General features: G+C 63.1%; 26 protein-coding genes and 1 pseudogene. 19 read left to right on the top strand and 8 right to left on the bottom strand.

The window, feature by feature from the left end; all coding sequences use genetic code 11:
* Positions 1-369 precede the first annotated feature (369 nt).
* Both ACQKPS_RS12420 and ACQKPS_RS12415 read right to left on the bottom strand, forming a co-directional pair.
* Positions 370-1,863, bottom strand: a complete 1,494-nt coding sequence (locus ACQKPS_RS12420; protein ID WP_283725444.1) for a CoA-acylating methylmalonate-semialdehyde dehydrogenase — start codon at positions 1,861-1,863, stop codon at positions 370-372.
* A 72-nt stretch (positions 1,864-1,935) separates the two neighbouring features.
* Entirely contained in the window at positions 1,936-3,282 is a 1,347-nt protein-coding gene (locus ACQKPS_RS12415) for an aspartate aminotransferase family protein (RefSeq protein ID WP_254483039.1), read from the bottom strand.
* A gap of 118 nt (positions 3,283-3,400) precedes the next feature.
* Between ACQKPS_RS12415 and ACQKPS_RS12410 the strand changes: the two genes are divergently transcribed.
* The 5 genes from ACQKPS_RS12410 (at position 3,401) to ACQKPS_RS12390 (ending at position 7,753) form a co-directional block, all read left to right on the top strand.
* Positions 3,401-4,318, top strand: a complete 918-nt coding sequence (locus tag ACQKPS_RS12410) for a LysR family transcriptional regulator (protein ID WP_054886800.1) — start codon at positions 3,401-3,403, stop codon at positions 4,316-4,318.
* A gap of 90 nt (positions 4,319-4,408) precedes the next feature.
* On the top strand, positions 4,409-5,071 hold the full coding sequence (locus ACQKPS_RS12405; RefSeq protein WP_254483037.1) for a TetR/AcrR family transcriptional regulator: 663 nt from the start codon (positions 4,409-4,411) through the stop codon (positions 5,069-5,071).
* A gap of 9 nt (positions 5,072-5,080) precedes the next feature.
* The gene (locus tag ACQKPS_RS12400) at positions 5,081-5,665 is read left to right on the top strand and encodes an IMPACT family protein (RefSeq protein ID WP_254483035.1); all 585 of its coding nucleotides are present in this window, start codon (positions 5,081-5,083) and stop codon (positions 5,663-5,665) included.
* A gap of 369 nt (positions 5,666-6,034) precedes the next feature.
* Complete coding sequence (locus tag ACQKPS_RS12395; protein WP_427604242.1) at positions 6,035-6,721, top strand: SDR family oxidoreductase; 687 nt, start codon at positions 6,035-6,037, stop codon at positions 6,719-6,721.
* Between the two features lie 84 nt (positions 6,722-6,805).
* A complete protein-coding gene (locus ACQKPS_RS12390) occupies positions 6,806-7,753 on the top strand; it encodes an adenosine deaminase (protein WP_283725447.1) in 948 nt (315 codons plus the stop codon).
* A 4-nt stretch (positions 7,754-7,757) separates the two neighbouring features.
* Here ACQKPS_RS12390 and ACQKPS_RS12385 read toward each other — a convergent pair whose 3' ends face one another.
* Positions 7,758-8,465, bottom strand: a complete 708-nt coding sequence (locus tag ACQKPS_RS12385) for an ArsR/SmtB family transcription factor (RefSeq protein WP_283725448.1) — start codon at positions 8,463-8,465, stop codon at positions 7,758-7,760.
* Between the two features lie 453 nt (positions 8,466-8,918).
* Here ACQKPS_RS12385 and ACQKPS_RS12380 point away from each other — a divergent pair, with 453 nt between their 5' ends.
* Positions 8,919-9,116: a hypothetical protein gene (locus ACQKPS_RS12380; RefSeq protein WP_283725449.1), complete on the top strand. Its 198-nt coding sequence runs from the start codon at positions 8,919-8,921 to the stop codon at positions 9,114-9,116.
* Here ACQKPS_RS12380 and ACQKPS_RS12375 read toward each other — a convergent pair.
* Both ACQKPS_RS12375 and ACQKPS_RS12370 read right to left on the bottom strand, forming a co-directional pair.
* A complete protein-coding gene (locus tag ACQKPS_RS12375; protein ID WP_254483027.1) occupies positions 9,067-10,248 on the bottom strand; it encodes a multidrug effflux MFS transporter in 1,182 nt (393 codons plus the stop codon). The genes ACQKPS_RS12380 and ACQKPS_RS12375 overlap by 50 nt on opposite strands.
* A 105-nt stretch (positions 10,249-10,353) precedes the next feature.
* Positions 10,354-10,551: a heavy-metal-associated domain-containing protein gene (locus ACQKPS_RS12370; protein ID WP_427604239.1), complete on the bottom strand. Its 198-nt coding sequence runs from the start codon at positions 10,549-10,551 to the stop codon at positions 10,354-10,356.
* Positions 10,552-10,697: 146 nt separating this feature from the next.
* On the opposite strand from ACQKPS_RS12370, the gene ACQKPS_RS12365 reads away from it, so the two are divergent.
* The 5 genes and pseudogenes from ACQKPS_RS12365 (at position 10,698) to ACQKPS_RS12345 (ending at position 16,077) form a co-directional block, all read left to right on the top strand.
* Complete coding sequence (locus ACQKPS_RS12365) at positions 10,698-11,084, top strand: hypothetical protein (RefSeq protein ID WP_186604104.1); 387 nt, start codon at positions 10,698-10,700, stop codon at positions 11,082-11,084.
* A gap of 57 nt (positions 11,085-11,141) precedes the next feature.
* On the top strand, positions 11,142-13,541 hold the full coding sequence (locus tag ACQKPS_RS12360) for a heavy metal translocating P-type ATPase (RefSeq protein ID WP_427604237.1): 2,400 nt from the start codon (positions 11,142-11,144) through the stop codon (positions 13,539-13,541).
* Entirely contained in the window at positions 13,538-13,942 is a 405-nt protein-coding gene (gene cueR, locus ACQKPS_RS12355; RefSeq protein ID WP_427604235.1) for a Cu(I)-responsive transcriptional regulator, read from the top strand. The genes ACQKPS_RS12360 and cueR overlap by 4 nt, the downstream gene beginning before the upstream one ends.
* Positions 13,943-14,133: 191 nt before the next feature.
* Positions 14,134-15,219 (top strand): annotated as a pseudogene (locus ACQKPS_RS12350) (HAMP domain-containing protein); the annotation flags it as partial.
* A gap of 90 nt (positions 15,220-15,309) precedes the next feature.
* Positions 15,310-16,077: a methyl-accepting chemotaxis protein gene (locus tag ACQKPS_RS12345; protein WP_427604268.1), complete on the top strand. Its 768-nt coding sequence runs from the start codon at positions 15,310-15,312 to the stop codon at positions 16,075-16,077.
* A 108-nt stretch (positions 16,078-16,185) separates the two neighbouring features.
* On the opposite strand, the gene ACQKPS_RS12340 is transcribed toward ACQKPS_RS12345, so the two are convergent.
* Positions 16,186-16,965 (bottom strand): AraC family transcriptional regulator, encoded by a 780-nt coding sequence (locus tag ACQKPS_RS12340; RefSeq protein WP_254483019.1) that lies wholly within the window; start codon positions 16,963-16,965, stop codon positions 16,186-16,188.
* A 58-nt stretch (positions 16,966-17,023) separates the two neighbouring features.
* Positions 17,024-18,301 (bottom strand): acetyl-CoA C-acetyltransferase, encoded by a 1,278-nt coding sequence (locus tag ACQKPS_RS12335; RefSeq protein ID WP_254483017.1) that lies wholly within the window; start codon positions 18,299-18,301, stop codon positions 17,024-17,026.
* 117 nt (positions 18,302-18,418) lie between these two features.
* Here ACQKPS_RS12335 and ACQKPS_RS12330 point away from each other — a divergent pair, with 117 nt between their 5' ends.
* From ACQKPS_RS12330 to ACQKPS_RS12295, 8 genes are all read left to right on the top strand, one after another.
* Positions 18,419-19,771: a 3-oxoacyl-ACP reductase gene (locus ACQKPS_RS12330; protein WP_313200657.1), complete on the top strand. Its 1,353-nt coding sequence runs from the start codon at positions 18,419-18,421 to the stop codon at positions 19,769-19,771.
* Between the two features lie 2 nt (positions 19,772-19,773).
* The gene (locus tag ACQKPS_RS12325; RefSeq protein WP_313200658.1) at positions 19,774-20,625 is read left to right on the top strand and encodes a MaoC family dehydratase; all 852 of its coding nucleotides are present in this window, start codon (positions 19,774-19,776) and stop codon (positions 20,623-20,625) included.
* 64 nt (positions 20,626-20,689) lie between these two features.
* Entirely contained in the window at positions 20,690-20,995 is a 306-nt protein-coding gene (locus ACQKPS_RS12320) for a MazG-like family protein (protein WP_254483011.1), read from the top strand.
* Entirely contained in the window at positions 20,992-21,741 is a 750-nt protein-coding gene (locus ACQKPS_RS12315) for a methyltransferase domain-containing protein (RefSeq protein ID WP_254483009.1), read from the top strand. Before ACQKPS_RS12320 ends, ACQKPS_RS12315 begins: the two co-directional genes overlap by 4 nt.
* A gap of 22 nt (positions 21,742-21,763) precedes the next feature.
* Positions 21,764-22,399 carry a DUF4136 domain-containing protein gene (locus ACQKPS_RS12310; RefSeq protein WP_427604232.1) on the top strand — a complete coding sequence of 212 codons (636 nt, stop codon included), beginning with the start codon at positions 21,764-21,766 and terminating at the stop codon, positions 22,397-22,399.
* 19 nt (positions 22,400-22,418) lie between these two features.
* Complete coding sequence (locus ACQKPS_RS12305) at positions 22,419-22,988, top strand: DUF4136 domain-containing protein (RefSeq protein WP_313200659.1); 570 nt, start codon at positions 22,419-22,421, stop codon at positions 22,986-22,988.
* Positions 22,989-23,155: 167 nt separating this feature from the next.
* On the top strand, positions 23,156-23,626 hold the full coding sequence (locus tag ACQKPS_RS12300) for an A24 family peptidase (RefSeq protein ID WP_254483003.1): 471 nt from the start codon (positions 23,156-23,158) through the stop codon (positions 23,624-23,626).
* 114 nt (positions 23,627-23,740) lie between these two features.
* A complete protein-coding gene (locus ACQKPS_RS12295; protein ID WP_409519838.1) occupies positions 23,741-24,526 on the top strand; it encodes a response regulator in 786 nt (261 codons plus the stop codon).
* Between the two features lie 40 nt (positions 24,527-24,566).
* Here the strand turns inward: ACQKPS_RS12295 and ACQKPS_RS12290 are convergent, their stop codons facing one another.
* Positions 24,567-26,228, bottom strand: a complete 1,662-nt coding sequence (locus ACQKPS_RS12290) for a ShlB/FhaC/HecB family hemolysin secretion/activation protein (protein WP_427604229.1) — start codon at positions 26,226-26,228, stop codon at positions 24,567-24,569.
* Between the last annotated feature and the right edge of the window lie 35 nt (positions 26,229-26,263).

Genomic DNA, 26,263 nt, shown 5'->3' with positions numbered 1-26,263 from the left:
CGAGGCGCGCATTCTACGCTTTCCTCAGAGCCTGTCAAGCGTTTATTTTGAAGTTTTTTGCGAGAAACTCGTTTAGCTTCAAACACTTGGCTCGCCGCGATCTCTCGTAGCGGGAGGCGAATAATACAGCGTTTAAAACCGCTGTCAACCTTCATCTCAACCGCTATCGATCATTTGACCGAAGCCCTTCCAGCACCTGCCGAATCGTCTAACTCGTTGAATTTCAAGGAGTTTGTCGTTCCGATGTCGCTGGAAGTGGGGCGCATTATAAGGGGATTCGAAAGCGCGTCAACCTTTATTTCAAGAAACTTTAATATCGCTGAAAACAAAGCAAGGAGGCCTGTCGGCCTCCCCGCTTTGTTTCATCCCTTACAAGCTAGGGAACGCAAACTGCGAGGCCTCATGGCTGGAACGCTGCGGCCAACGCTGAGTGATCGCCTTGCGGCGGGTATAGAAGCGCACACCGTCCGGGCCATAGGCATGCAGGTCGCCGAACAGCGAACGCTTCCAGCCACCGAAGCTGTGGTACGCAACCGGTACCGGCAGCGGTACGTTGACGCCGACCATGCCCACTTCGATTTCGTCACAGAACAGGCGAGCCGCTTCACCGTCACGGGTGAAGATGCAGGTACCGTTGCCATACTCGTGATCGTTGATCAGCTGCATGGCCTGCTCCAGGCTGTTCACACGCACCACGCACAGCACTGGGCCGAAGATCTCTTCTTTATAGATGCGCATTTCCGGAGTCACGTTGTCGAACAGCGTGCCGCCAACAAAGTAGCCGTCTTCATTACCCGTTACACGCAAGCCACGACCATCCACCACCAGCTTGGCGCCAGCGGCAATGCCGTCGTCGATGTAACCGACAACCTTGTCACGGGCAGCAGCAGTCACCAGCGGGCCCATGTCCAGGCCGCAGGAAGTGCCAGCACCAATCTTCAGCGCCTTGATTTGTGGCTCCAGCTTGGCGATCAGCGCATCGGCAACCTGGTCACCCACGCAAACGGCCACCGAGATCGCCATGCAGCGCTCGCCACACGAACCGTAGGCAGCGCCCATCAGCGCGCTGACCGCATTGTCCAGGTCGGCATCAGGCATCAACACCGCGTGGTTCTTCGCACCGCCCAGGGCCTGTACGCGCTTGCCACGCTTGGTGCCTTCGGCATAGATGTATTCGGCAATCGGAGTCGAACCGACAAAACTCAGCGCTTTCACTTCCGGCGCTTCGATCAGTGCATCCACCGCTTCCTTGTCACCATGCACCACATTGAGAATGCCCTTGGGCAGGCCAGCCTCCAGCAGCAACTGAGCGATGAACAGGGTCGAACTCGGGTCACGCTCGGATGGTTTGAGAATGAAGGCGTTACCGCAGGCAATGGCCAGCGGGTACATCCACAGCGGTACCATGGCCGGGAAGTTGAAGGGCGTGATGCCAGCGACCACACCCAGTGGCTGGAAGTCAGACCAGGCGTCGATGTTCGGCCCGACGTTGCGGCTGTACTCGCCTTTCAGCACTTCCGGCGCCGCACAGGCGAACTCGACGTTCTCGATGCCACGCTTCAGTTCGCCGGCCGCGTCTTCGAGGGTCTTGCCATGCTCTTCGCTGATCATCTGCGAGATGCGGGCTTCGTTTTGCTCCAGCAGTTGCTTGAAGCGGAACATCACCTGGGCGCGCTTGGCCGGTGGGGTGTTGCGCCAGGCGGGGAAGGCAGCCTTGGCCGAATCAATGGCTTGCTGCACGGTCGCGCGGCTAGCCAGTTCGACCTTGCGCACTGCCTGACCGGTGGACGGGTTGAAGACATCGGCGGTGCGCTCACCCTTGGTAACCAGTTCGCCGTGAATCAGGTGCTGAACAATGCTCATGCAAAACTCCAGGTAAAGAAAGTTGAGGCAGGCGCGTGATGGTTCACGCGCCCTGCGTCAAAAGCGGAAGGATCAGTCGATCTGGTTCAGGGTTTCGCCGACCGCGTCGAACAGGCGGTCCAGTTCCTGCGGCTGGGTATTGAAGGTTGGGCCGAACTGCAGGGTGTCGCCACCGAAGCGCACATAGAAGCCGGCTTGCCACAGCTTCATGGCGGCTTCGTAAGGACGCACGATGGCATCGCCATCGCGGGCGGCGATCTGGATCGCGCCGGCCAGGCCGTAGTTACGGATGTCGACGATGTTCTTGGTGCCCTTCACGCCATGCAGCAGCTTCTCGAAGTGCGGTGCCAGTTCGGCAGCCGACTGCACCAGGCTCTCCTTCTGCAACAGATCGAGCGCGGCAAGACCGGCGGCGCAGGCTACCGGGTGCGCCGAGTAGGTGTAGCCGTGGGGGAATTCCACCGCATATTCCGGCGTCGGCTGGTTCATGAAGGTCTGGTAGATCTCACGGGTGGCGATGACCGCACCCATCGGGATGGCACCGTTGGTGACCTGCTTGGCGATGCACATCAGGTCAGGGGTGACACCAAAGGCCTCGGAACCAGTCATGGCGCCCATACGGCCAAAGCCTGTGATCACTTCGTCGAAGATCAGCAGGATGTTGTGCTGGGAGCAGATTTCACGCAGGCGCTTCAAGTAGCCCTTCGGCGGCGGCAGCACGCCGGCAGAACCCGCCAAAGGCTCGACGATCACCGCTGCGATGTTCGAGGCGTCGTGCAACTCGATCAGCTTGAGCATTTCGTCCGCCAGGGCGATACCGCCCTCTTCCGGCAGGCCTTTGGAGAAGGCGTTAGCGGGCAGCACGGTGTGCGGCAGGTGGTCGACGTCCAGCAACTGGCCGAACATCTTGCGGTTACCGTTGACGCCACCCAGGCTGGTGCCGGCAATGTTCACGCCGTGATAACCACGGGCACGGCCGATGATCTTGGTCTTGGTGGCCTGGCCTTTCAGGCGCCAGTAGGCACGCACCATCTTCAGCGCAGTGTCGCAGCACTCGGAGCCGGAGTTGGTATAGAAGACGTGGTTCAAGTCGCCCGGGGTCAGCTCGGCGATCTTCTCGGCCAGCTGGAAGGACAGCGGGTGGCCGAACTGGAACGCCGGGGAATAATCGAGTGTACCGACCTGGCGTGCGACCGCTTCGGTGATTTCCTTGCGGGTATGCCCGGCGCCGCAGGTCCACAGGCCAGACAGGGCGTCGAAGATCTTGCGCCCCTTGTCATCGACCAGGTAGTTGCCTTGGGCCGCCACGATCAGGCGCGGGTCGCGCTGGAAGTTACGGTTGGCGGTGTAGGGCATCCAGTGGGCATCCAGCTTCAGCTGGCTGGCGATGCCCGCGGTTGCGGTTTCAGGCATGTTCATCGGCGGTTCCTCGGAAGACGATTAGGCAACGATGGATGTTGTTGCAGCTAAATTCGCACGCGGATAAAGTCTGAAAAAGCCTACATTTCTAATCTTCAGGTAGCGCAAGACTAAACATATGAGCAGACGACCCGACCCTCTCGCACAAGTGAGCGATTTCGACATCCGCCTGCTGAAAATCTACCGAAGCGTGGTTGAATGTGGCGGTTTTTCCGCTGCGGAGAACGTGCTGGGGATTGGCCGCTCGGCCATCAGCCAGCAGATGAACGACCTGGAGCAACGCCTGGGCCTGCGCTTGTGTCAGCGTGGTCGTGCCGGTTTCTCGCTGACCGAGGAAGGCCGCGAGGTCTATCACTCGGCATTGCAGCTGCTCAGTGCCCTGGAAACCTTCCGTACCGAGGTCAACGGCCTGCACCAGCACTTGCGCGGCGAGCTGAACATCGGCCTTACCGACAACCTGGTCACCCTGCCGCATATGCGCATCACCCATGCCTTGGCCGAACTCAAGGACCGCGGCCCGGATGTGCGCATCCAGATCCGCATGATCGCCCCCAGCCAGGTGGAGCAAGGGGTACTGGACGGCAGCCTGCATGTCGGTGTGGTCCCCCAGACCAGCCCGCTGTCCGGCCTGGAATACCAACCCCTGTACAGCGAACGGTCACAGCTCTACTGCGCGGTTGGCCACCCCTTGTTCTACGCCGACAACCAGCAGATCGACGATGACCGCCTCAACAGCCAGGAAGCGATTGCGCCAACCTTCCGCCTGCCTGCGGAAATCCAGGCGCACTACCAGGCGCTCAACTGCACTGCCAGTGCCTCGGACCGCGAAGGCATGGCGTTCCTGATCCTCACCGGGCGCTATATCGGCTACCTGCCCGACCACTACGCCACGTTCTGGGTTCAACAAGGCCGCCTGCGTGCACTCAAGCCTGCGCAACGCTTCTATGACCTGAGCCTGAGCTGGGTGACGCGCAAAGGGCGGCGACCGAACCTGGTACTGGAAAGCTTCCTGGAAAGCCTGGCTGCGACACGTTGATGCCAGCTTCTGACGCTAAGGCTTGTCACGCCAGCACAGGCAGGTAATCTTGTCCGACATTCGTTGCCACAGACCTGTCCGGAATCGTCCATGACCCTAGAAGTCCCTGCGCATCGCCTCGCCGCCTCTGGCAAGCCCGCCGGCCGCATCCGCCAGAAGAACGAACAGGCCATCATCCAGGCCGCCGAAGACGAATTCGCCCGCCATGGGTTCAAAGGCACCAGCATGAACACCATCGCGCTGAAAGCCGGCTTGCCCAAGGCCAACCTGCATTACTACTTCACCAACAAGCTCGGCCTCTATATCGCCGTGCTGAGCAACATCATCGAGCTGTGGGACAGCACCTTCAATGCCCTGAGCGTCGATGACGACCCAGGCGAAGCGCTGAGCCAGTACATCCGCACCAAGATGGAGTTCTCCCGGCGCAACCCGCAGGCCTCGCGCATCTTCGCGATGGAGGTGATCAGCGGTGGCACCTGCCTGACCGAGTATTTCAGCGCCGACTACCGCGAATGGTTCCGCGGGCGGGCCGCCGTGTTCCAGTCCTGGATGGACGCCGGCAAGATGGATCCGGTCGACCCGGTGCATCTGATCTTCCTGCTCTGGGGCAGCACCCAGCACTATGCCGACTTTGCCACCCAGATCTGCCAGGTTACCGGCCGCAGCCGCCTGACCAAGCAAGACATGGAAGATGCCAGCAACAACCTTATCCACATCATTCTCAAGGGGTGCGGCATAAAGCCGAGTGCCTGACGTTCATCTATGCCTTCTACCCTGCTCGACCTCTGCGAATTTCGCGAGGAAATCCGCAAGAGCCGCTTCATCACCCTGGCCAGCCCGATCAACAGTGCCGCCGAGGCGATGAGCTTCATCGAGCGCCACAGTGACTTGGCCGCCACCCACAACTGCTGGGCATGGAAAATAGGCGGGCAATACCGCAGCAATGACGATGGCGAACCGGGCGGTACTGCCGGAAGGCCGATCCTGGCGGCCATCGAAGCACAGGACTGCGACCAGGTCGTGGTGCTGGTGATTCGCTGGTACGGCGGTATCCAGCTGGGCACCGGCGGGCTGGCGCGCGCCTATGGCGGTGGCGCCAACAAGTGCCTGCAGCAAGCGCCCAAGCGCCTGCTGGTCCAGCGCAGCGAGTACACCTGCAGTTGTACCTTCAGCGAACTGGCTCTGGTGAAACTGCGCCTGGCAGAAGTGGATGGCCTGGTGCTCGACGAGCAATTCACCGCCAATGGCGTCGACCTGCATATCGCTGTGGGCGAAGCGTGCCTGGCCGTATTGCAACAGCAACTGGCGGACCTGAGCCGGGGCCGAATTCTCCTCGAGACACGCTGAGGTTGCCCACATCTACTGTGGGCCGGCCTGTGGATAAGCTTGGGGCACTCCGATACAGGCCAAGCGCTGCAAGGCCTCAAGGCCGTTGATCATATTTTGATCACTGTTTCATGACAGCAGTAAGCGACTGAGTCTTCAGAAGTTATCCCCAATGTGTCTGCCAGACTGCACAACCCCGGTCGTGGCGCTTGCACACATTTACTGTGGACGAGCCTGTGGATAACCCGTTAGCCAACAAGCCAGACACCCGCCCGCTCAAGGCCAGACGCACTTGTACATTTTTTAGCCAATCGTGAAGCAGGCGAGGCATACGTCCGAACTCTGCAGTATGCTCAATTCCTTTTCCTACACCGATAAAGGAATGTTCCTATGGCATCCTCCAGAACTGCCCTCATCATCGGCGCTTCCCGCGGTCTCGGCCTGGGCCTGGTACAACGCCTGCACGAAGACGGCTGGAACATTGTTGCAACCGTGCGTAACCCTCAACAGCCAGGCGCCCTGGCCGATGTTCCCGGCGTGCGCATCGAGCAACTGGAAATGAACGACACCACCCAGCTCGATGGCCTCCAGCAACGCCTGCAAGGCCAGCTGTTCGACTTGGTCTTCATCAACGCCGGGGTCATGGGGCCCCTGCCGCAAGACCTGGAGACCGTAAACTCTCAGGCCATTGGTGATCTGTTCATGACCAATGCCGTGGCCCCGATCCGCGTCGCCCGGCGCCTGGCCGGCCAGGTACGCGAAGGCAGTGGTGTGCTCGCGTTCATGAGTTCGATCCTCGGCAGCGTGACCATCCCCGACGGTGGCGAGATCTGCCTGTACAAGGCCAGCAAGGCCGCGCTCAATTCGATGATCAACAGTTTCGTGGTCGATCTGCAGCGCCCCGACCTGTGCGTACTGGCCATGCACCCGGGCTGGGTGAAGACCGACATGGGTGGCGAAAACGCCGAGATCGACGTGCTCACCAGCACCCGTGGCATGCTCGAACAGATCAAGGCGCAAAGCGGACACGGTGGCCTGCGCTTCATCAACTACAAAGGCGAATCACTCACCTGGTGAGGTGAATACCGACCGGCCGGGCGCAATGCCCGGCCAGGCCCTGTAGAATGGCGGCAACCGTACCTGATTCGAGACGCCCTCCTTATGTATGACTGGCTGAATGCCCTGCCCAAGGCAGAACTGCACCTGCACCTTGAAGGCTCGCTGGAACCCGAGCTGTTGTTCACCCTGGCCGAGCGCAACAAGATCGCCCTGCCATGGAACGACGTGGAAACCCTTCGTGGCGCCTATGCGTTCAACAACCTCCAGGAGTTTCTCGACCTGTATTACCAAGGCGCAGACGTGCTGCGCACCGAACAGGACTTCTACGACCTGACCTGGGCTTACCTGCAACGCTGCAAGGCGCAGAATGTGGTCCATACCGAACCGTTCTTCGACCCGCAGACCCACACCGACCGTGGCATCCCGTTCGAGGTCGTGCTCAACGGCATCAACCAGGCGTTGAAAGACGGTCGCGAGCAACTGGGTATCAGCAGCGGCCTGATCCTGAGCTTCCTGCGCCACCTGAGCGAAGACGAGGCGCAAAAAACCCTCGACCAAGCGCTGCCCTTCCGCGACGCGTTCATTGCCGTCGGCCTGGACAGTTCGGAAATGGGCCACCCACCCAGCAAGTTCCAGCGGGTATTCGACCGTGCCCGCAGCGAAGGCTTCGTGGCCGTTGCCCACGCCGGTGAGGAAGGCCCACCCGAGTACATCTGGGAAGCCCTCGACCTGCTCAAGATCAAGCGTATCGACCACGGTGTACGCGCCATCGAAGACGAACGCCTGATGCAACGCATCATCGACGAGCAGATCCCGCTCACCGTCTGCCCGTTGTCTAACACCAAGCTCTGCGTGTTCGACCACATGAGCCAGCACAACATCCTCGACATGCTCGAGCGTGGCGTGAAGGTGACGGTGAACTCGGACGACCCTGCCTACTTCGGCGGTTACGTCACCGAGAACTTCCATGCTCTGCACACTCACCTGGGCATGACCGAAGACCAGGCCCGTCGACTGGCGCAAAACAGCCTGGATGCTCGCCTGGTCTGATGCGTCAACCGACCTGCAAGGTCGTTACGCGGGCAATACGGTTGATCTGCTGCACGCCCTCGGCGGATATCTGTAGTACCCGCGTGCCTTCAGGCTCGCGAATCCAGCCAGACTGCAGAAACAGTTTGAGCAATGCCTGACCAAGGCTGCCACCCATGTGTGGCCCTTGGTCGCTCCACTCATTGCAGTGGCAAATCACACAACCGCGCTGCTGCCCGGTAGCCAGTGCGTCTATGTAAACGCCTATGGCGGCCAACTGTGTTCGCCCCTCCTCGCTGACCATCAGCTCCCGCTCGTTGCCCTCCAGCCAGCCCGCCACCACCAGCCGGTGGTACAACTCGCCTGCCAGCTCCCCACCCAGGTGATCGCCACATCGACGCGCCCTGCGCATCGACATGGGCAACTGCAGCACCTCTGTGCGTCGCCCTTTCGCCGACGCCAACTGGACGCTGGCCAACGCTTCGACGGCTACGCCCACCTGAGGTGTGGCGAGTCGGAAGTAGCGCTTGCGCCCGCGTGCCTCCAGCCTGAGCAGGCCAGCCGAAGACAGCAACGACAGGTGAGCACATGCTGAAGACGAGCTCAGCCCGGCCATCATCGCCAATTCATCGGTCGGCCGCGGTGTGCCATCGATTAGCGCCCACAACATTGCGCTACGCTTGGGGTCGGCCATCAGGCCGGCAATCTGACTGATACTGCTGACTGCATTCATGTCCCTGTATCTCCCCGCATGATCACGTCTGGTTTCCAAAGGCCAGCGTTGGCTACGCTGATCGCCTCTCAAGCAAACTGCCAAGGCGCCAGTATAAGCCGCACCAACGGCCCTCCCGGCAGCCCTGCGCATGCTCAGGCAGACTCATCAGGCGTTGGGTGGGGCAACCCTTACATCAGTCAAAGTCGCCAAGACGTGGTACAGAAGGGAAAATACAGGGCATGAGGAAGGATGGCCCAACGAGGAGAACGACTCTGCTGACAGCGCACTTCCTCAAATAGCGCAAATCAAAGCGAAGCTTCCTCATCAACCCAGGCATGTCCACTGGAAACGTCGGACAGGCCATAGCGAATGGTGCCCAGACCGCCAGTCAGGACATCCATCCAAGTCATGGCGCCAGGAGACTCCAGCGCTAAACTTGATTCGCTCTCCCCCGATCGGAGGTATGCCGCAGTGAAAATTGTCGTCAGTGCGTCGAGCCGCAACCCTGACTGCCCGTGGCAGGTGAGGCTGGACCAGCATGTGGTGAGTTTCCGCAGCGAGGCAGAAGCACGTGCCTTCGTCGCCACCCTGGAAACCCGCCTGCAGGCACCTCACCCGCTCATGCTGGACGCTTGGCCTGCAAACGCCGGGTCAACAGCGCGACACTGACCACCAGTGCCCCGCACAGGCTGATCACCAACGTCATGGGCACGGCACTGCCATCATGCAGCACGCCGACCAGCGAGGCCGCACCGGCCGCGACGCTGAATTGCAGGCAACCCATCAATGCCGAAGCACTGCCTGCCCGTGCGCCCTGGCCACTCATGGCGCAGGCCGACGCATTGGGGATGATGCACCCCAGGCTGGCAATGCAGACGAACAGCGGTACCAGCAATGGCCACAACTGCGCCGGGCGCAGGGCTGCCACGCCAAGCAATACCAGGCCTGCTGCCAAGTACAGCCAGACCGCCCGTACCAACAGGAATGCCGGGCCTCGCTTGGCCAGCAGGCGCGCGTTGACCTGGGCGACCAGAATGAAACCGGCCGCGTTGGTACCGAACAGCCAGCCATAGTGCTCTGCGGGTACACCATAGAGTTTGATGAATACGAAAGGTGAACCGGCGATGTAGGCGAACATCCCGGCAATGGCGATACCGCCGGTCAAGGCATGGCCGATGAACACACGATCAGTCAACAACCGCAGGTACTGACGCAATGCACCTGACAGCGGCTGGCGCGGCATGTTGGCCGGCAGGCTTTCCGGCAGGCCCAGGCTTACCGCCAGCAGACTGGCCGCACTGAACAGGCTCAGCGCCAGGAAAATCGACTGCCAACCGGCCAGGTTCACCAGGACCCCGCCCAGCATCGGCGCAAGAATGGGGGCCAGGCCCATCACCAGCATCAACTGCGAGAACACCTTGGCCGATGCCACCGGGTCGCACTTGTCACTGACGATGGCCCGCGACAGGACCATGCCAGCGCAGCCGCCAAGCGCCTGGACAAAGCGCGCCACGATCAAGGTGTCGAGGTTGGGGGCGTAAGCACAGGCCAGTGAGGCCAGGGTGAACAGCGCCACGCCGAACAACAGCGGCTTGCGTCGGCCGAAGCGGTCCGCCACCGGCCCATAGGCCAGTTGGCCGATCGACAGGCCGAGGAAATAGGCCGCCAGGGTGGCCTGTACATGTTTTTCATCGGTGGCAAACGCCTGCGCCATGGCCGGGAAGGCGGGCAGGTAAAAGTCGATCGCCAAGGGCCCGAACGCACTCAGTGCGCCCAGGATCAGGACCATTCGCAGGTTCATCAGGAATCCATAGCAGGCTAAGCAAGCTGCCAAGTCTACCTGTAGGAGCGGCCCTCAGCATGAAAACATTTGCAACAAAACAGGGCCGCAGTGCGGCCCCTCGGTTCAGGCCACTTCAGCCTGGTAGCCTTCCGCACGAATAGCCGCCAATACCTGCTCCGAGGCCAGCGAGCTTTGCACCCGCACTTGCTGGCCAGGCAGATCGACTTCCACGATGGCCTGCGCATCCTGCTCCTGTACCGCACGCGTCACGGCTTTCATGCAATGGCCACAGGTCATGCCTTGAACATTGAACACTTGCATGGGGACCACCTCCTTCAGGGTTTTACCCAGTTTCAAGCTTGCCATCGGGGCAAGGTCAAGTTCTGCGTGAAACGGCCGGGCTGGAAATCCGTGCGGACCTCGGCCAAGCTGCGCCTTTGACGATTCGTGCAAGCAGGAGATTCTTCATGTTCAGGACAGCAGTGGGCGTTGTCGGGCTGTTGGCCGCACTGACGGCCGTGCCGCCGGCCAGCGCCGAGGGCAACTCGGACTACAGCGTGCTGATCATTTCCCGGGAACGCCTGGAAGTGGCCACGAGCTGCGAAATCGGCGTGTACCTCAACGATCAGCTCTCAGGGCGCGTCTTCCAGGAACAGTCCACTTCCTTCAACCTGCCGCCCGGCCCGATCGATGTTCGTCTGCGCCTGTTGCCCGGGCAGATGCCAGGGTGTGCCCCCGGTATCGAGGACCAACGCAGCACGCGGCTCAACCTGCAAGCAGGCCAGATCAGCAAGTACCGCATCGCCATGGGCCAACAGGGCCTTGAACTGAAGCGAGCCGGCCTGGGCTATTGACCTTCCCCGCGTGGCAAGGTTGATGCTGATGCTCCAGCCCTGCCAAGGAGGAGAGCCATGCCCGCATCTACCACGTTCAACCTGCCGATCTCCGGCATGACCTGCGCCAGCTGTGCGGGCCGTGTCGAGCGCGCCTTGCAGAAAGTCAGCGGCGCTGACCAGGTCAGCGTCAACCTCGCCACCGAACAAGCCAGGGTCCAGGCCCCGGCCGACAGCCTGCCAGCCCTGGTCGAAGCCGTGCGCGGCGCGGGCTATGGCGTACCCACCCGAACCGTGGAGCTGCAGATCAGCGGCATGACCTGCGCCAGCTGCGTCGGCCGCGTCGAGCGCGCCCTCGGCAAACTGGCGGGGGTGGAACAGGTCAGCGTCAACCTGGCCAGCGAGCGAGCCTACCTTGAAGTGCTGGAGGCGCTCGATGACCAGCTGTTGATCGCCACTGTCGAAAAAGCCGGCTACGGCGCCAGTCTGCCGCAAGCGGCCAAAGATGATCACCACGATGCCCAACGGCGCCTGCGCAATGAGCGTCTGGCCGTCGCTGCCGCGCTGTTGCTGGCCCTGCCATTGGTGCTGCCGATGCTGGTGCAGCCATTCGGCCTGCACTGGATGCTGCCTGCCTGGGCACAGTTCGCGCTGGCCACCCCGGTGCAGTTCATTCTCGGCGCACGCTTCTATAAGGCCGCCTACAAAGCCGTGCGGGCCGGTGCCGGCAACATGGACCTGCTGGTCGCACTGGGCACCAGCGCAGGGTACGGCCTGAGCCTGTACCAATGGGCCAAGGCCCCGGCCGGAATGGCCCCCCACCTTTACTTCGAGGCCTCGGCGGTAGTCATTGCCCTGGTATTGCTGGGCAAGTACCTCGAAAGCCGGGCCAAGCGCCAGACCGCCAGTGCCATTCGCGCCCTCGAAGCCCTGCGCCCGGAACGTGCCGTGCGCGTCATCGACGGCCGCGAAGAAGACGTGGCAATTGCCCAACTGCGCCTTGGTGACCTGGTTCTGGTCAAGCCCGGCGAGCGCTTCCCGGTCGACGGTACGGTGGAGGAAGGCAGCAGCCATGCCGACGAAGCATTGATCAGCGGTGAGAGCCTGCCGGTCCCCAAGCAACCTGGCGACAGTGTCACCGGCGGTGCCATCAACGGCGAAGGCAGGCTGCTGGTGCGTACTCAGGCACTGGGTACGGAAACCGTGCTGGCGCGTATCATCCGTCTGGTAGAGGACGCACAAGCCGCCAAGGCACCGATCCAGAAACTGGTCGATCGCGTCAGCCAGGTGTTCGTGCCCGCCGTGCTGGTGCTGGCATTGCTCACCTTGGTTGGCTGGTGGCTGGCGGGTGCACCGCTGGGGACTGCGCTGATCAATGCGGTCGCCGTGCTGGTCATCGCCTGCCCCTGTGCCCTGGGCCTGGCCACGCCAGCAGCGATCATGGCCGGCACCGGTGTGGCCGCCCGCCACGGCATCCTGATCAAGGACGCCGAAGCGCTGGAGCGGGCCCATGCGGTCAACCGCGTGGTGTTCGACAAGACCGGCACCCTCACCTCCGGCAGCCCGCGCATCGTCCACAGCCAGGCACTGGACGGAGATGGCGCCGACCTGCACCGCCTGGCCGGTGCCCTGCAGCGCGGCAGCGAACACCCTTTGGCCAAGGCGGTACTGGATGCCTGCGCCGAGCAAGGCCTCGAAGTACCCGCCGTCACTGACAGCCAGTCGCTTACCGGTCGCGGTATTGCCGGGCGTGTGGAAAGCCGCGAGCTGGCGCTGGGCAATCGCCGGCTGCTCGACGAAAGCGGCCTGCAACCCGGCGCACTGGCAGCCAGCGCTCAAGCCTGGGAAGCCGAAGGCCGTACCTTGTCGTGGCTCATCGAGCGCGGTACGGCGCCTCGCGTGCTCGGCCTGTTCGCCTTTGGCGATAGCCTCAAACCGGGCGCCGAGCAGGCCATCGCTGCCCTGCACGCCCGCCACATCAGCAGCCACCTGCTGACCGGCGACAACCGCGGAAGTGCCAAGGTGGTGGCCGATGCCCTTGGCATTGACGACGTGCACGCCGAAGTACTGCCGGCCGACAAGGCCGCCACCGTGGCCACCCTGAAAAACAACGGTGTGGTGGCGATGGTCGGCGACGGCATCAACGATGCCCCGGCCCTGGCCGCTGCCGACATCGGCATCGCCATGGGCGGCGGCACTGACGTGGCCATGCAGGCTGCCGCCATCACCCTGATGCGCGGTGACCCACTGCTGGTGCCCGCCGCGCTGGAGATCAGCCGCAAGACCTATGCAAAAATCCGTCAGAATCTGTTCTGGGCCTTCATCTACAACCTGATCGGCATTCCCCTGGCCGCTCTTGGCTATCTCAACCCGGTACTGGCCGGCGCCGCCATGGCGCTGTCCAGCGTCAGCGTGGTCAGCAATGCCCTGTGGCTGAAGACCTGGAAACCCACCAGCACCTCGCAGGAGGCCCGATGAACATTGGCCAGGCCGCCCGCCGCAGCGGGCTCAGCACCAAGATGATCCGCTATTACGAATCCATCGGCCTGCTCAAGCCGGCTACCCGCAGCGACAGCGGCTACCGCGTGTACCAGGCCGAAGACTTGCACAGCCTGGCCTTCATCAAGCGCTCCCGTGACCTCGGGTTTTCCCTGGAAGAAGTGGGCAAGCTGCTGACCTTGTGGCAGGACCGCGGCCGTGCCAGCGCCGACGTCAAGGCGCTGGCCATGCAGCACATCGATGGGCTGAACCGGCGTATCGAGGAGCTGGTGAGCCTGCGTGACACGCTGGGCGATCTGGTTGCCCACTGCCAGGGGGATGACCGCCCGGACTGCCCGATTCTGAAGGACCTGGCCAACGGCGCAGGCTGCTGCCATTGAAAGCGTGCGGCGTGCTCGGATCGGCACGTCGCACACCTTTGGTATGCCATATTAGCCTAAAGCCGACCGAATAGTCGCCAAATGCGACTTCGCCCAATAAATACGGGCACTTTCACTAAAAATTCCCCGGATGCTGCCGATGCAGTGGCTACCTGCCTCGCGTGCAAAAAAAACAAACCCCGGGAGCGTCGATGAACATCAAACAGAAACTGACATGGGCCTTCGCGATCATCGCGGGCTTGCCCATCGTCCTCGTAGCCACCTTGGTGGTCATCAACCTGCGCGGCGAAGCGCGTGACGGTTTCCTCGACAGCAGCAGCCGGGAAATCCGCCAGGTCAGCAACGCGATGAACATCTTCTTCCAGGGCATCGACCAGAATGTCGATTACCTGGCCTCGCAACCGATGGTGGCGGCCACGGGTAACAACCTGAACAAGTTCATGAGCGCCAACCCGTCCTACGAGCTGGGCGATCAGGACAAGCAACTGCTGGCATTTTTCACACGCCTGGCAGAAACCCACCCTGGCTATGCCTACGTCGCCTACGGGGTGAATGACGGCGGCTACGTCGGCTGGCCCGCCGGGCAGAAGTTCGTCAACTATGACCCGCGCCCGCGTCCCTGGTACCAGCTGGCCATGGCCAACCCTGGCAAGACCGTGCGCACCGGCGCCTATTACTGGGCTGCCGACGATGCCGTGCTGATCAGCACCGTGCGCGCCGTGGCCAACCAGCTCGGCAACCCCGGTGGTGTAGTCAACATCGACGTGTCGCTCAAGGGCCTGACCGAGATCGTCAAGCAGATCAAGCTGGGCGAAAGCGGCTACCTGATGCTGGTGGAAAACAACGGCAACGTGATGGTCGACCCACGCGACGCCAGCCACAACTTCAAGCAGCTGGCCAGCTTCGGCGAGGGCTACGCCGAACTGGCCAAGGCCGGCAAGGGCCTGGTCGAGGTCGAGATCAACGGCGAGCGTTACATGGCCAACGTCTACCCCGACGAAAAACTCGGCTGGACCTTCATCGGCCTCATCCAGCAGGGCGAAGTGATGCAGACCACCACCCGCCTGACTTGGCTGATCGGCGCCATCGCCCTGGTACTGGCGGCGCTGTTCGCGGTGGTCGGCACCGCCTTCGCCAAACTCATCGTGCGCCCGATCAACAGCGTCACCAGCGGCCTGGAAGACATTGCCCAGGGCGAAGGCGACCTGACCCGCAACCTCGACGTGCGCGGGCGCGACGAAACCGCGCAACTGGCCAACTGGTTCAACCAGTTCCTGGGCGCCATCCGCAGCCTCATCCAGCATATCGGCTCGGCCGCCAGCAAGATCCTCAGCACTTCCAGCAGCTCCACCCGGGTTTCCAGTGACATGGCCGAGGCTGCCGGGCGCCAGCGAGAAGCAGTGGACATGGTCTCCACCGCGTTCCACGAAATGGTCGCCACCGCCAACGAAGTCGCCCGCTCTTGCAGCCAGGCCGCACAGTCGGCCGACAGCGGCCAGCAGCAAGCCCGCGAAGGCCAGCAGCAGATCGACGCGGCCGTCAACAGCGTCGACCGCCTCAGCCAGGAGATCGAACAGTCGGCCCAGTCGATCCAGCAACTGGAGCGCGACAGCAACGCCATCCAGTCAATCCTCGGCACCATTCGCTCGATTGCCGAGCAGACCAACCTGCTGGCACTCAACGCAGCCATCGAAGCGGCCCGGGCCGGTGAACAGGGCCGGGGCTTTGCCGTGGTGGCCGACGAGGTGCGGGCATTGGCCAAGCGCACGGCCGACTCCACCGCGGAAATCGATGGTTTGCTAGGCAACCTGGCCAGCCGCACCGCCGAGGTAGCCGAGCAGATGCATGCCAGCATTGAAGTGTCGCAGCAGTCGGTCAGCCGCATAGGCTTGGCCCGTGACAGTTTCGGGCAGATTCGCGAGTCGGTGGATATCATTCGTGACATGAACACGCAGATCGCCACGGCGGCGGAAGAGCAGCACCAGGTGGCCGAGGACATCAACCGCCATATCAGCCAGATTCATGGCGATGCGCAGTTGGTGGCGGAACTGGCCCAGGCGGCGCGTCAGGACTCCGAGAGCCTGGCCGGGCTGTCCAATGAACTGGACTCGCTGGTGCGTCGCTTCCGCACTTGAACCCACCTGACCCGGCCTCTTCGAGGGCTCGCCCGCTCCCACTTTGATCGGCGTAGCACGGACTTTGTGGGAGCGGGCGAGCCCGCGAAGAGGCCGGGTCAGGCAACATCAAAGCCTCAATTCCCCGGGAGTCGCCCCGAACAACTGCTTGAAGGCCGCGATGTACGCCGAGGTCGAATCATAGCCACAACCCAGCGCGGCATCGGTCACACTCTCCCCCGCCTCCAGCAACGCCAGCGATGACAGTAGCCGCATCCGCTGGCGCCAGTTGCGAAAACTCAACCCGGTCTCGCGCTGGAACAGCCGCATCAAGGTCTTTTCCGAGCATCCCAACTGCACCGCCCACTGCTGCAAGGTCTGCACCTGGTCCGGCGCGGCGATCAGCCCGTTGCACAGCGCCAGCAACCCGGGGTGCCGCGGCAACGGCAGCGAGAACCCCACCTCGGGCAAGGTGCGCAACTGATCGAGCAACACGGCCACCAGGCGGCCTTCGGCACTGTCACCCTCGGCGTATTCCGCCGGGAACAGGCAAAACTGCTTGATCAATTCCCGCGCCAGCGCTGTCACTTCCAGGACCCGGCAGTGCGCCGGTGCCCAGGGGCAGGCATCACGGCGGATGTACAGGCTGCGCATTTCAGCCTGCCCGGAGGTAACCACTTCATGTTCGGCATCGGCCGGTATCCACACGCCCCACTGCGGTGGGGCGAAGTAGCTGCCATCGTCGGTATACACCCCCAATACGCCGCTGATGGCATAGGAAAACTGCACCCAGTCATGGCTGTGGCGAGTGGTCCAGGACCCCGCGCCAAGGCTTTCGGCGCGGGCATAGAGTGGCCGGGGCAACTGCTCCAGGGCAGGAATGGCACGCGGATGTCCGATCGTCTGCATAGCGAATTCTTGTAGTTCTGAGCAGACAAGCCTAACAGAGATCGGCACCGCCCCTCGTTCAACGCTCGACGATCACCGTCACCCCTTGCCCGCCCGCAGCGCAGATGGAGATCAAGCCACGTCCTTTCCCCGCTTTTGCCAGCAACTTCGCCAGGTTGGCCAAGATCCGCCCACCGGTCGCGGCGAACGGGTGGCCTGCCGCCAACGAGCTGCCTTTGACGTTGAGCTTGCTGCGATCGATGGCGCCAAGCGGTGCCTCAAGCCCCAGCTTCTCCCGGCAGTACCCGGCATCCTCCCAGGCCTTGAGGGTGCACAGCACCTGGGCCGCAAAGGCTTCGTGGATTTCGTAGTAGTCGAAGTCCTGCAAGGTCAGGCCATTGCGTGCCAGCAGGCGCGGTACTGCGTACACCGGGGCCATCAGCAGCCCTTCGCGGCCGGTGACGAAGTCCACTGCGGCGGTTTCGCCATCGATCAGGTAGGCCAGTACTGGCAGCCCCTGCTGTTGAGCCCATTGCTCGCTGCCAAGCAGCACCATCGAGGCGCCATCGGTCAGCGGCGTGGAGTTGCCCGGCGTCAACGTGCCCAGCCCACTGCGGTCGAAGGACGGCTTGAGCTTGGCCAGTTGCTCCAGAGTCAGGTCAGTACGCAGGTTGTTGTCCCGCGAGAGGCCAAGGAAGGGCGTCAACAGGTCATCCTGCCAGCCTTCGCTGTATGAGGCCGCCAAGCGCTGGTGGCTGTGCAGCGTCAGCGCGTCCTGGTCGGCGCGGTCAATCCCCCAGCTTTGCGCCATGCGTTCGCAATGCTCGCCCATCGACAGGCCGGTACGCGGTTCGCCATTGCGCGGCAGTTCGGGTTTCAGATGGCCCGGGCGCAATTGCAGGAACGGCTTGAGTCGCTCAGCCAGGGCCTTGCCGCGATTGGCTTGCAGGAGGATGCGCCGCAGCCCCTCATTGACGCCGATCGGGGCATCGGACGTGGTGTCGACGCCACCGGCGATACCGCTGTCGATCTGCCCGAGGGCAATCTTGTTGGCCACCAGCAGCGCCGCTTCCAGGCCCGTGCCACAGGCCTGCTGGATATCGTAGGCCGGCGTCTGCGGCGACAGGCGCGAACCGAGCACGCACTCCCGGGTCAGGCTCATGTCACGCGAGTGCTTGAGTACCGCCCCGGCCACCACTTCGCCCAGGCGCAACCCGTGCAGGCGATAACGCTCGATCAGACCCTCCAGGGCAGCGGTCAGCATCGCCTGGTTGCTGGCGGTGGCGTAGGCGCCGTTGGAGCGGGCGAAAGGGATACGGTTGCCGCCCAGGATCGCGACCCGGCGAGTTGAACGCATGCGTTTGCTCCTCCTGAAACAATTTGATCCGTACAGCCTAGGTGTTTTTGCCGCATTCGAACGACCTTGCCACAAACTTGGTCCACACTTGCAAGCTTGCCTTCTGGAGACCCGCACATGAGCGATCGCTATCTCGGCTTTGCCAACTCCCACCTCGGGCGCCGCCTCGTCGATGCCCTTGGCCTGCCGCGCCCAGCGCCGCTGGAGCGCTGGCAGGCGGGCCGCCTGCGTCCGGTGGAGGGCGCGCTGGTGCTGGGTGGCGGGCCCCTGGCGAATCAGGTCGAGGCCATCGCCCCGCGCCTGACCGAAGCGTTGTTCAGCTTCAATGGCGACGGTTTGCAGGCCCCCGCTTGGGTCGCCGGCCTGGGGCCGAAGCTCAAGGCCGTGGTGTTCGACGCCAGCCATCTGTCCGACAGCGACCAGTTGAAACAATTGCGCGAATTCTTCCAGCCCCTGCTGCGCAGCCTCGCCCCGTGTGCCCACGTGGTGATCCTTGGACGTGCGCCTGAATCCCTCGACGACCCGCTGGCCAGCGTCGCCCAGCGCGCCCTGGAAGGCTTCAGCCGCTCACTGGCAAAAGAGCTGCGCAACGGCGCTACGGCGCAGTTGTTGTATGTGGCAACGGGCGCTGAAGCTGAGCTCGAAGGGGCCTTGCGCTTCTTCCTGTCACCCAAGAGTGCCTTTGTTTCCGGCCAGGTTCTGCGCCTGCAGGCCTGCGCCAGTCAGGTCGAAGACTGGACCCGCCCGCTCGGTGGCCGTCGCGCGCTGGTCACGGGCGCTGCACGCGGCATCGGCGCCGCCATCGCCGAAACGCTGGCGCGTGATGGCGCCGAGGTGATGCTGCTCGACGTGCCCCAGGCCCAGCAGGAACTCGACGCCCTCGCCGCACGTCTGGGTGGCAAGGCCTTGGGCCTGGACATTTGCGCCAGCGATGCCGCCGCGAAACTGCTCGAAGCCCTGCCCGAGGGTATCGATATCGTCGTGCACAACGCTGGCATCACCCGCGACAAGACCCTGGCCAACATGACCCCGGAATACTGGGACGCGGTACTGGCAGTCAACCTCAAGGCCCCGCAGGTACTGACCCAAGCCTTGTATGACGCGGGTGCGCTGGACGACAAGGCACGTATTACCCTGCTGGCGTCGGTCAGCGGCATCGCCGGCAACCGCGGCCAGGCCAACTACGCCGCGAGCAAGGCCGGCCTGATCGGCTTCGCCGAGGCCTGGGCGGCGAAACTTGCCGAGCGCGGCGGCAGCATCAATGCGGTGGCGCCTGGTTTCATCGAAACCCACATGACCGCCGCCATGCCCATTGGCCTGCGCGAGGCCGGGCGGCGCCTGAGTTCACTGGGCCAGGGCGGGCACCCGCAAGACGTCGCCGAAGCCATCGCCTGGCTCAGTCAACCCGGCTCTGGCGCGGTCAACGGCCAAGTGCTGCGCGTCTGCGGCCAGGCCTTGATGGGGGCCTGAACATGAGCCGCCAATGGCTAGACCTGCACAGCCCCGACTCACGCGCCAGCCTCTACCTGCGCGCCGCCAGCAAACGCAAGATCAGCGGCGTTACCCTGCCCGCCGGCGGTCTGCGCAGCTTCATCCGTGTGCAGCCCGGCAACCTCGCGGCCTATCGCCGGCTCTGCCATTTCACCGACGATGGCCGCTTGCCTGGCACTTACCCACACGTAATGGCCTTCACCCTTCAGTTGCAACTGCTGACCGCCCACGACTTCCCTTTCCCGCTGCTCGGGCTGGTGCACCTGCACAACCGCATCGACGTGCTCCGCCCGCTGGGTGGTATCGACGGGCTGCGCTTTGCGGTGTATGCCGACAATCTGCAGGCCCATGCCAAGGGCGGTACCTTCGACCTGGTCACCGAAGCCGAGGATGGCTTGGGCGTGCTCTGGCGTGAAACCAGCCGCATGCTGGTGCGTGGCCTGAAGCTGGAGGGACCGTTCGACGAAAACGAGGTAACCGAGCCCGAGGCCCTGCCGGAAGTCACCCGCTGGTATGCCGACGGTGATATCGGCCGGCGCTACGCCAAGGTCTGTGGCGACTACAACCCGATTCACCTGAGCGCGGTCAGCGCTCGCCTGTTTGGCTTCCCCAAGGCCATCGCCCATGGCATGTGGAGCAATGCCATGGCGTTGGCAGCCCTGCGCACGCACATGCCAAACAGTGGCTATCGCTTCGCGGTGGACTTCCGCAAACCGGTGCGCTTGCCATCGGAGGTTGTCCTGAGCGCCAGCGAGGCGGGGCCGGCGGGTGAACTGAGGCTGGACGGCCAGGGTGGGGTATTGCATATGGTCGGGCGCTGGGCCGTGCTCTAGCGCCCTGATTGCACTTGCTTTGCATCGGGCCTGCGCAGAAGCTATGCGGCATTAGGAGACCCAGATGAACCTGCAAGAACTCACCGAACGCCTGCATCAGATCCGCGACAACAATGACTGGCGCGGCTTCCACAGCCCGAAGAACCTGGCCATGGCGGCCAGCGTGGAAATGGCCGAGCTGGTGGAAATATTCCAATGGCTGAGCGAGGACCAATCACGCCAGCTGACCGCCGACCAGCTGGCCCACGCCGGCCAGGAAGTCGGCGACGTAATCCTCTACCTGTTGCTGCTGTGCAGCGAGCTGGGCCTGGACATGGAGCAGGTGGTGCGCGCCAAGCTGGCCGATAGCGAGAGGCGTTTCGCACGATGAACGACCGCCACTTCGACCAACTGGCCACACGCTTTGCCGAAAAGATCTATGGCGGTGCCAAAGGTGCCATTCGCCTGGCCGTACTCCAGGCCGACCTGGCCGACGCGCTGCCCGACCGCCCATTGCGGGTGCTCGACATCGGTGCCGGCCTGGGTCACATGGCCTTGTGGCTGGCCCAGCGCGGGCACGATGTAACGCTGGCCGAACCCGCTGCACCGATGCTGGAGGGCGCCCGGGCACGCTTTGCAGAAGCGGGCCAATCGGCAACCTTCATCCAGGCGCCCTGGCAAGAGCTGCTTGGCCAGCTCACCGAGCCCTATGACCTGGTGCTCTGCCACGCTGTGCTGGAATGGCTGGCCGAACCACAGAGCATCCTGCCAGTACTGCACCAGCTGACCAGCCCGGCGGGCTGGCTGTCGCTGGCGTTCTACAACCGCGATGCGCTGGTCTACCGCAACTTGCTCAAGGGCCATTTTCGCAAGCTGCGCAGCAACCGCCTGGAAGGTGAAAAGCAAAGCCTGACCCCGCAAAAACCGCTTGATCCAAGGGAACTGAAGGCGCAACTTGAAGGGGTGTGGCACGTTGAAAGCGAGAGCGGCGTGCGCGTATTCCATGACTACATGCCCAAAGAATTCCAGGACAAGGCCGAGTTGCTCGACCTGCTGGAGATGGAGCTGGCCCACCGCCGTCACCCAAGTTTTGCCGGGCTCGGCCGCTACCTGCACTGGATGTGCCGCCCCCGCTGATTGCGCCCTCCGGGAGGGATACATGCCGTACCGTCTGTTGTGCCTGGCCCTGCTGCCGCTCGCCCTGGCCGCCTGTCAGGCCAGCAACCCCTACGTGGCCAGCAGCCGCCCGCTGCCGCCGGCCCCGCCACAAGCGGCCAACACCTTCGACGCCAGTGCCTACCCGGCGCTAGCGCGTGACTATGGCCACTACCGCAGCTGGAGCTGGCGCGGCGGCCAGCTGCCAAGCGGCAATGCCGACGCCGACCCGGCCCAAATCGCCGACGCCGTCAGCGGTGCCCTCGACCAACATGGCCTGCGCCCTGCTCGCGGCGCCACCGGCGACCTGCTGGTGAGCGCCGACATGCGCCTGGAACGGCGCCTGCGCCAGGTGCGCGACTATGACTATTACGACCCTTACTACGGCCCGTACCCCTACGGTAGCGTCGGTTTCGGCGGCTACCGCAATGGTTACGGCGCTTACGGCAGCGTGCCGGTCGTACGCACCTACGAAGTGGAGGTGATGGTGGTGCGCATCGACCTGTTCGATGCCCGCAACGGCCAGCCGGTGTGGAGCGCCAGCGCTGAAAGCGGCAGTGAAAAAAGCTCGCCGCGCGATCGCGAGACCGCCCTGCGCGAATCGGTTCGCAAGGCGCTCAGCGGCTATCCTCCCAGTTAACGCCTAACGGAGAACCATCATGTTGCGCCGCCTCGTTCTACTGTCATTCGCGCTGCTGCTGGCCGCCTGCTCCAGCAACAACGTTCAGCAGGATTTCGATGCCAGCCGCGATTTCGCCGCCTACCGCAGCTGGGCATGGCAGGAACCGGGCCTGCAATATCGTCCGGATGATCCACGCATCAAGAGCGACCTGACCGAACAGCGCATCCGTGCCGCAGTCGCCGACCAGCTCGACCAGCGTGGCCTGCGTCCAGCCCAGGGCAATGCCCGGCCTGACGTCACCGTCCGTGCCTACCTGATCGTCGAACAACGCCAGCAGCAGATCACCACCAACTATGGCGGGGCCTGGGGCGGCTACTGGAACGGCTATTGGGGCGGGCCGATGTACAACGAAACCCGCAGTGTCGACTACAAGGTCGCCACCATCCAGATCGACCTGTTCGATGGCCGTGACGGCAAGCTGGTCTGGCGCGGTAGTGCCGAACAGATCATGAACAGCTACCCGCCCAGCCCCGACGAGCGTAACAGTGCCATTCAGAAGACCGTTGCCCAGGTACTCGGCAACTACCCACCGGGCCGGGTCAAGTAAGCCAATCGCAGAGGGCCGCCTTGCGGCCCTTTTCGCGACACGAGGCAGCTCCTGCAACGACCTTTTTGCCAGCCGAACATGCCCGTTCGTCAGATCGCGTCTACCCTGATTAGGAAACCTGACTGATCGGGTAGAAGTGTTCAACGAATGGAAAAGGCGGCCTGCCGATGCAAAGCATTGTTCTCCTGATGTGGCTTGCCTTGTGCACCGAACAAGATATCCGCGAACGCCAGATCGCCAACATGCTGACCCTGGGTTTCGCTGCTGGCGCGCTGGTCTGGCTGTTTGCCACGGGCCACACCTGGATCGGCGCCGACGCCAGCGACGCCGGCTGGGCCCTGGCCATTGTCATGCTGCTGACGCTGCCAGGCTACATGCTGGGCCGCTTCGGCGCCGACGACGTCAAGCTGATGGGGGCGCTGGCGCTTGCTACCAGCCCGCAATACGTGCTCGGCACCTTCATCGGAGCCGGGGTCAGCGTGGTGCTCTGGTTGCTGACCCGCAGGCGGCTGTGGACGCTGCTCAACCCCAAGGTAAAGAAGCGCCTGGCCACACTCACTGAACAGATGGGCGACAAACAAGTGTTCGTGCCTTACGTGCTGGCGGGTTTTTTACTCACTGCCGTATGGATCCAATGAGCATTCCCATGGTCCGATCAGTTGTACAAAACTTGTACAAAATCGCAGGCAGCGTCTATTTTTAAGCTGCCAGAGCGTCTGGCTCGGGAGCCGGGGTCATTTACGAACAGGGAGTTGATCGTGACCAAGTCATTGAGTGAAGTGAAAGTTCTGGTGGTGGATGACCAGCCGCTGATCGTCGAGCAATTGTGTGAATTCCTTCTGTCCCAGGGCCACCCTTGCGTTGCGGCCCACTCCACCGATGAAGCCATCGAACGGTTCAGTGCCGACGAAGCGATTGGCCTGGTGTTGTGCGACCTGCACATGCCCAATCGCGATGGCATCGAGCTTATGCATGCGCTGAAGGACATTGCCGGGCGCCAGCGCATGTTCGAAGCCATCATGCTCACCGGGCGCGCCGACAAGCAGGACGTGATCCGTGCCCTGCGTGAAGGTTTCGCCGATTACTACCAGAAGCCCATGGACTTCGACGAACTGCTCGAAGGCGTGCGCCGCCAGGAGCAAGTGCTGCTGGAGCGCAGATCCAATCTGCAGGACCTGGGCAACCTCAACCAACGCCTGCAGGACCTGGCCGGTTCCATCGACGAGCTGTATCAGGACCTGGAAAAGGCTCGAGGCCAGGGCGTCCACCGCCGCGCCACCGATGTCGTCGAAGAGTCTGAAGGCGAGCTACCGGCAGCGTTCGAGAAGCTGTCTCCGCGGCAACTGGAGGTCGCCCGGCTGGTGAGCAAGGGCAAGACCAACTACCAGATTGCCTGCGAACTGGGGATCACCGAGAACACCGTAAAGCTGTATGTGTCGCAGGTTTTGCGGTTGACCCACATGCACAACCGCACCCAACTGGCGTTGGCGTTGACGCCAAGTTCGTCTCCTGTACACCAGCGGTTTACCACGCACTAAGCGTTTCCCAGGCGTTTCATGAGGCCGGTATCGCCTGGATTCACTCCAACCGGTAGCTGAAGCTCACCGTCCAGCGTGGGCTTCTGCTCATGCTGTCCAAGGCCACGTCGGCCAGTGGCTTGGCCACCTCCAGCGCCACATTGCCGTGCCGCCCCTCTCCCAGCCGCACACCCAACGCCACGGAACGCATCCTGGCATCTTCGAATGGCCCACCGTTGTACCAGGCCTGCGCAGCGTCCAGCAGTGCATACGGCTGCACCAGCCGCAGCCAGCCAGCGCCAGGCGTAATGCTGTAGTTCAGCTCGTAGGCGACACCCCAGCCCTTGTCACCCGCCGCCTGGTCCTGCGGATAGCCATGACCGAAACGCTGCCCGCCGAAGACCGCATGCTCACTGTCAGGCAGCCGGTCATCGGTCCAGTACAAGGCGCCTGACAGCACGCCTTGCCAGCCCTGCAGCAGCTGGTCGCTCTGCAACCCGGCCACGCGAAAGCGCAAAAAGTCCATGTCGTAATCGGCATCGCTGCGTGCGCCCAGATAATCCAGCCCCTGATACACGCCGGCGCTGACCATGCGCAGCCGCCCAGGCTCGACCTTGCGCCAATCGCCTTCGAACGACAGCGCTCGCACGTAAGTGTCGCTGCGTCCATGGTCACCAGAAAGGTCATCGATATGCTCAGTGACCGAATAGACTTGCCCTGTGACCGCCAGCCATTCATCGGCCGTGACGATCACCGGCTGGCCAAGCCCGATGGCATAACGCTCGCTTTCTATCTTCTGGAAAAGTTGCGCACCATGCTCCAGACGGACCGGCGTGCCCGGCTCGCTGCGGTAGCGAGCCTCTGAAAGCAGCAGTTGGCTACCTTGTGCATCCAGGTGCTGACTGTAATCCAGACGCTGGTAATGGCTGTGGTCATCACCCGGTGGCAGCAGCACGCTGGCCGTCAACTGCTCGGCAAAACGCGTCAGGGCATAGCTGGACACCTTGAACAGCCCCTGCGGGCCGTCACGGCTGCCATCGCTGAACGCCACTTCCATATCGAAGGGCTTGCGCCAGGCCCGCACGGTAAGCTGCGCGGCCCCATCACTGTGCGCCGCCTGGCTCAGGTCAGCCTGCAACGTCACACCGGGGATGTGCTGAGCCAGGCCGATGAAGCGGCTGAGCGTCGCCTGGGTCAACGGGCGATCCGCCCGCAAGCGTTCCAGCAGTTGGTCGAGGTAAGCGCCAGCAGGCCCGATATCCCCTTCCCGTCGAACGTCGTGGACATACCCCTCGACCAGCACGACATGCACACGGCCATCGACAAAATCCTGATCAGGCAGGTAGGCCTGCGATAGCAGGTAGCCGTCGCGCTGGTAGCGCTGGGTCAGGCGCTCGGTGAACTGCTGCAGCTCGCCAACACTCACTTCTCGGCCAATCAAGGGTTGGTAATGCTCGCGCAAGTCGCTCAGCGGGTAGACCGTCCCACCCTCGAAGCGCACCTTGTGCAGCACGAAACGCGTCGACAATGGCTGCGCTTCGGTCGCGCTCCTGGGCGGCGCCAGGTGCAGGTCCGCGGCAAGGGGGCGGTAGGCCTCGATCGGCAGGTTCGCGCTGGGCAGGCGGCGCTCGTATTCATGGCCGTCGAGAAACACCGGCAATGGCTCGGCGAACAGCTGACTGGCCCAGGGCGAAAGCAGCAGGGGCATCAGCAGAAGACGCATAGGTCACTCCACAATCCCTTGGGTACCGGGGCGTC

This window comes from Pseudomonas sp. NPDC086566 (genome assembly GCF_050280885.1).
Classification (GTDB): domain Bacteria; phylum Pseudomonadota; class Gammaproteobacteria; order Pseudomonadales; family Pseudomonadaceae; genus Aquipseudomonas; species Aquipseudomonas vlassakiae.
The sequence above is the reverse complement of the archived record's forward strand: the minus strand, read 5'-3'. Positions and strand labels throughout refer to the sequence as shown.

Excerpts from the sequence above, each read along its gene's own strand:
- ACQKPS_RS12390 (WP_283725447.1), top strand. The coding sequence starts at position 6,806 with ATGTATGACTGGCTGAATGCCCTGCCCAAGGCAGAACTGCACCTGCAC.
- ACQKPS_RS12405 (WP_254483037.1), top strand. The coding sequence starts at position 4,409 with ATGACCCTAGAAGTCCCTGCGCATCGCCTCGCCGCCTCTGGCAAGCCC.
- ACQKPS_RS12335 (WP_254483017.1), bottom strand. The coding sequence starts at position 18,301 with ATGCGTTCAACTCGCCGGGTCGCGATCCTGGGCGGCAACCGTATCCCT.
- ACQKPS_RS12310 (WP_427604232.1), top strand. The coding sequence starts at position 21,764 with ATGCCGTACCGTCTGTTGTGCCTGGCCCTGCTGCCGCTCGCCCTGGCC.
- ACQKPS_RS12340 (WP_254483019.1), bottom strand. The coding sequence starts at position 16,965 with ATGCAGACGATCGGACATCCGCGTGCCATTCCTGCCCTGGAGCAGTTG.
- ACQKPS_RS12360 (WP_427604237.1), top strand. The coding sequence starts at position 11,142 with ATGCCCGCATCTACCACGTTCAACCTGCCGATCTCCGGCATGACCTGC.
- ACQKPS_RS12305 (WP_313200659.1), top strand. The coding sequence starts at position 22,419 with ATGTTGCGCCGCCTCGTTCTACTGTCATTCGCGCTGCTGCTGGCCGCC.
- ACQKPS_RS12400 (WP_254483035.1), top strand. The coding sequence starts at position 5,081 with ATGCCTTCTACCCTGCTCGACCTCTGCGAATTTCGCGAGGAAATCCGC.
- ACQKPS_RS12385 (WP_283725448.1), bottom strand. The coding sequence starts at position 8,465 with ATGAATGCAGTCAGCAGTATCAGTCAGATTGCCGGCCTGATGGCCGAC.
- ACQKPS_RS12375 (WP_254483027.1), bottom strand. The coding sequence starts at position 10,248 with ATGAACCTGCGAATGGTCCTGATCCTGGGCGCACTGAGTGCGTTCGGG.
- ACQKPS_RS12315 (WP_254483009.1), top strand. The coding sequence starts at position 20,992 with ATGAACGACCGCCACTTCGACCAACTGGCCACACGCTTTGCCGAAAAG.
- ACQKPS_RS12415 (WP_254483039.1), bottom strand. The coding sequence starts at position 3,282 with ATGAACATGCCTGAAACCGCAACCGCGGGCATCGCCAGCCAGCTGAAG.
- ACQKPS_RS12365 (WP_186604104.1), top strand. The coding sequence starts at position 10,698 with ATGTTCAGGACAGCAGTGGGCGTTGTCGGGCTGTTGGCCGCACTGACG.
- ACQKPS_RS12320 (WP_254483011.1), top strand. The coding sequence starts at position 20,690 with ATGAACCTGCAAGAACTCACCGAACGCCTGCATCAGATCCGCGACAAC.
- ACQKPS_RS12330 (WP_313200657.1), top strand. The coding sequence starts at position 18,419 with ATGAGCGATCGCTATCTCGGCTTTGCCAACTCCCACCTCGGGCGCCGC.
- ACQKPS_RS12395 (WP_427604242.1), top strand. The coding sequence starts at position 6,035 with ATGGCATCCTCCAGAACTGCCCTCATCATCGGCGCTTCCCGCGGTCTC.
- cueR (WP_427604235.1), top strand. The coding sequence starts at position 13,538 with ATGAACATTGGCCAGGCCGCCCGCCGCAGCGGGCTCAGCACCAAGATG.
- ACQKPS_RS12370 (WP_427604239.1), bottom strand. The coding sequence starts at position 10,551 with ATGCAAGTGTTCAATGTTCAAGGCATGACCTGTGGCCATTGCATGAAA.
- ACQKPS_RS12420 (WP_283725444.1), bottom strand. The coding sequence starts at position 1,863 with ATGAGCATTGTTCAGCACCTGATTCACGGCGAACTGGTTACCAAGGGT.
- ACQKPS_RS12290 (WP_427604229.1), bottom strand. The coding sequence starts at position 26,228 with ATGCGTCTTCTGCTGATGCCCCTGCTGCTTTCGCCCTGGGCCAGTCAG.
- ACQKPS_RS12410 (WP_054886800.1), top strand. The coding sequence starts at position 3,401 with ATGAGCAGACGACCCGACCCTCTCGCACAAGTGAGCGATTTCGACATC.
- ACQKPS_RS12325 (WP_313200658.1), top strand. The coding sequence starts at position 19,774 with ATGAGCCGCCAATGGCTAGACCTGCACAGCCCCGACTCACGCGCCAGC.
- ACQKPS_RS12300 (WP_254483003.1), top strand. The coding sequence starts at position 23,156 with ATGCAAAGCATTGTTCTCCTGATGTGGCTTGCCTTGTGCACCGAACAA.
- ACQKPS_RS12345 (WP_427604268.1), top strand. The coding sequence starts at position 15,310 with ATGGCCGAGGCTGCCGGGCGCCAGCGAGAAGCAGTGGACATGGTCTCC.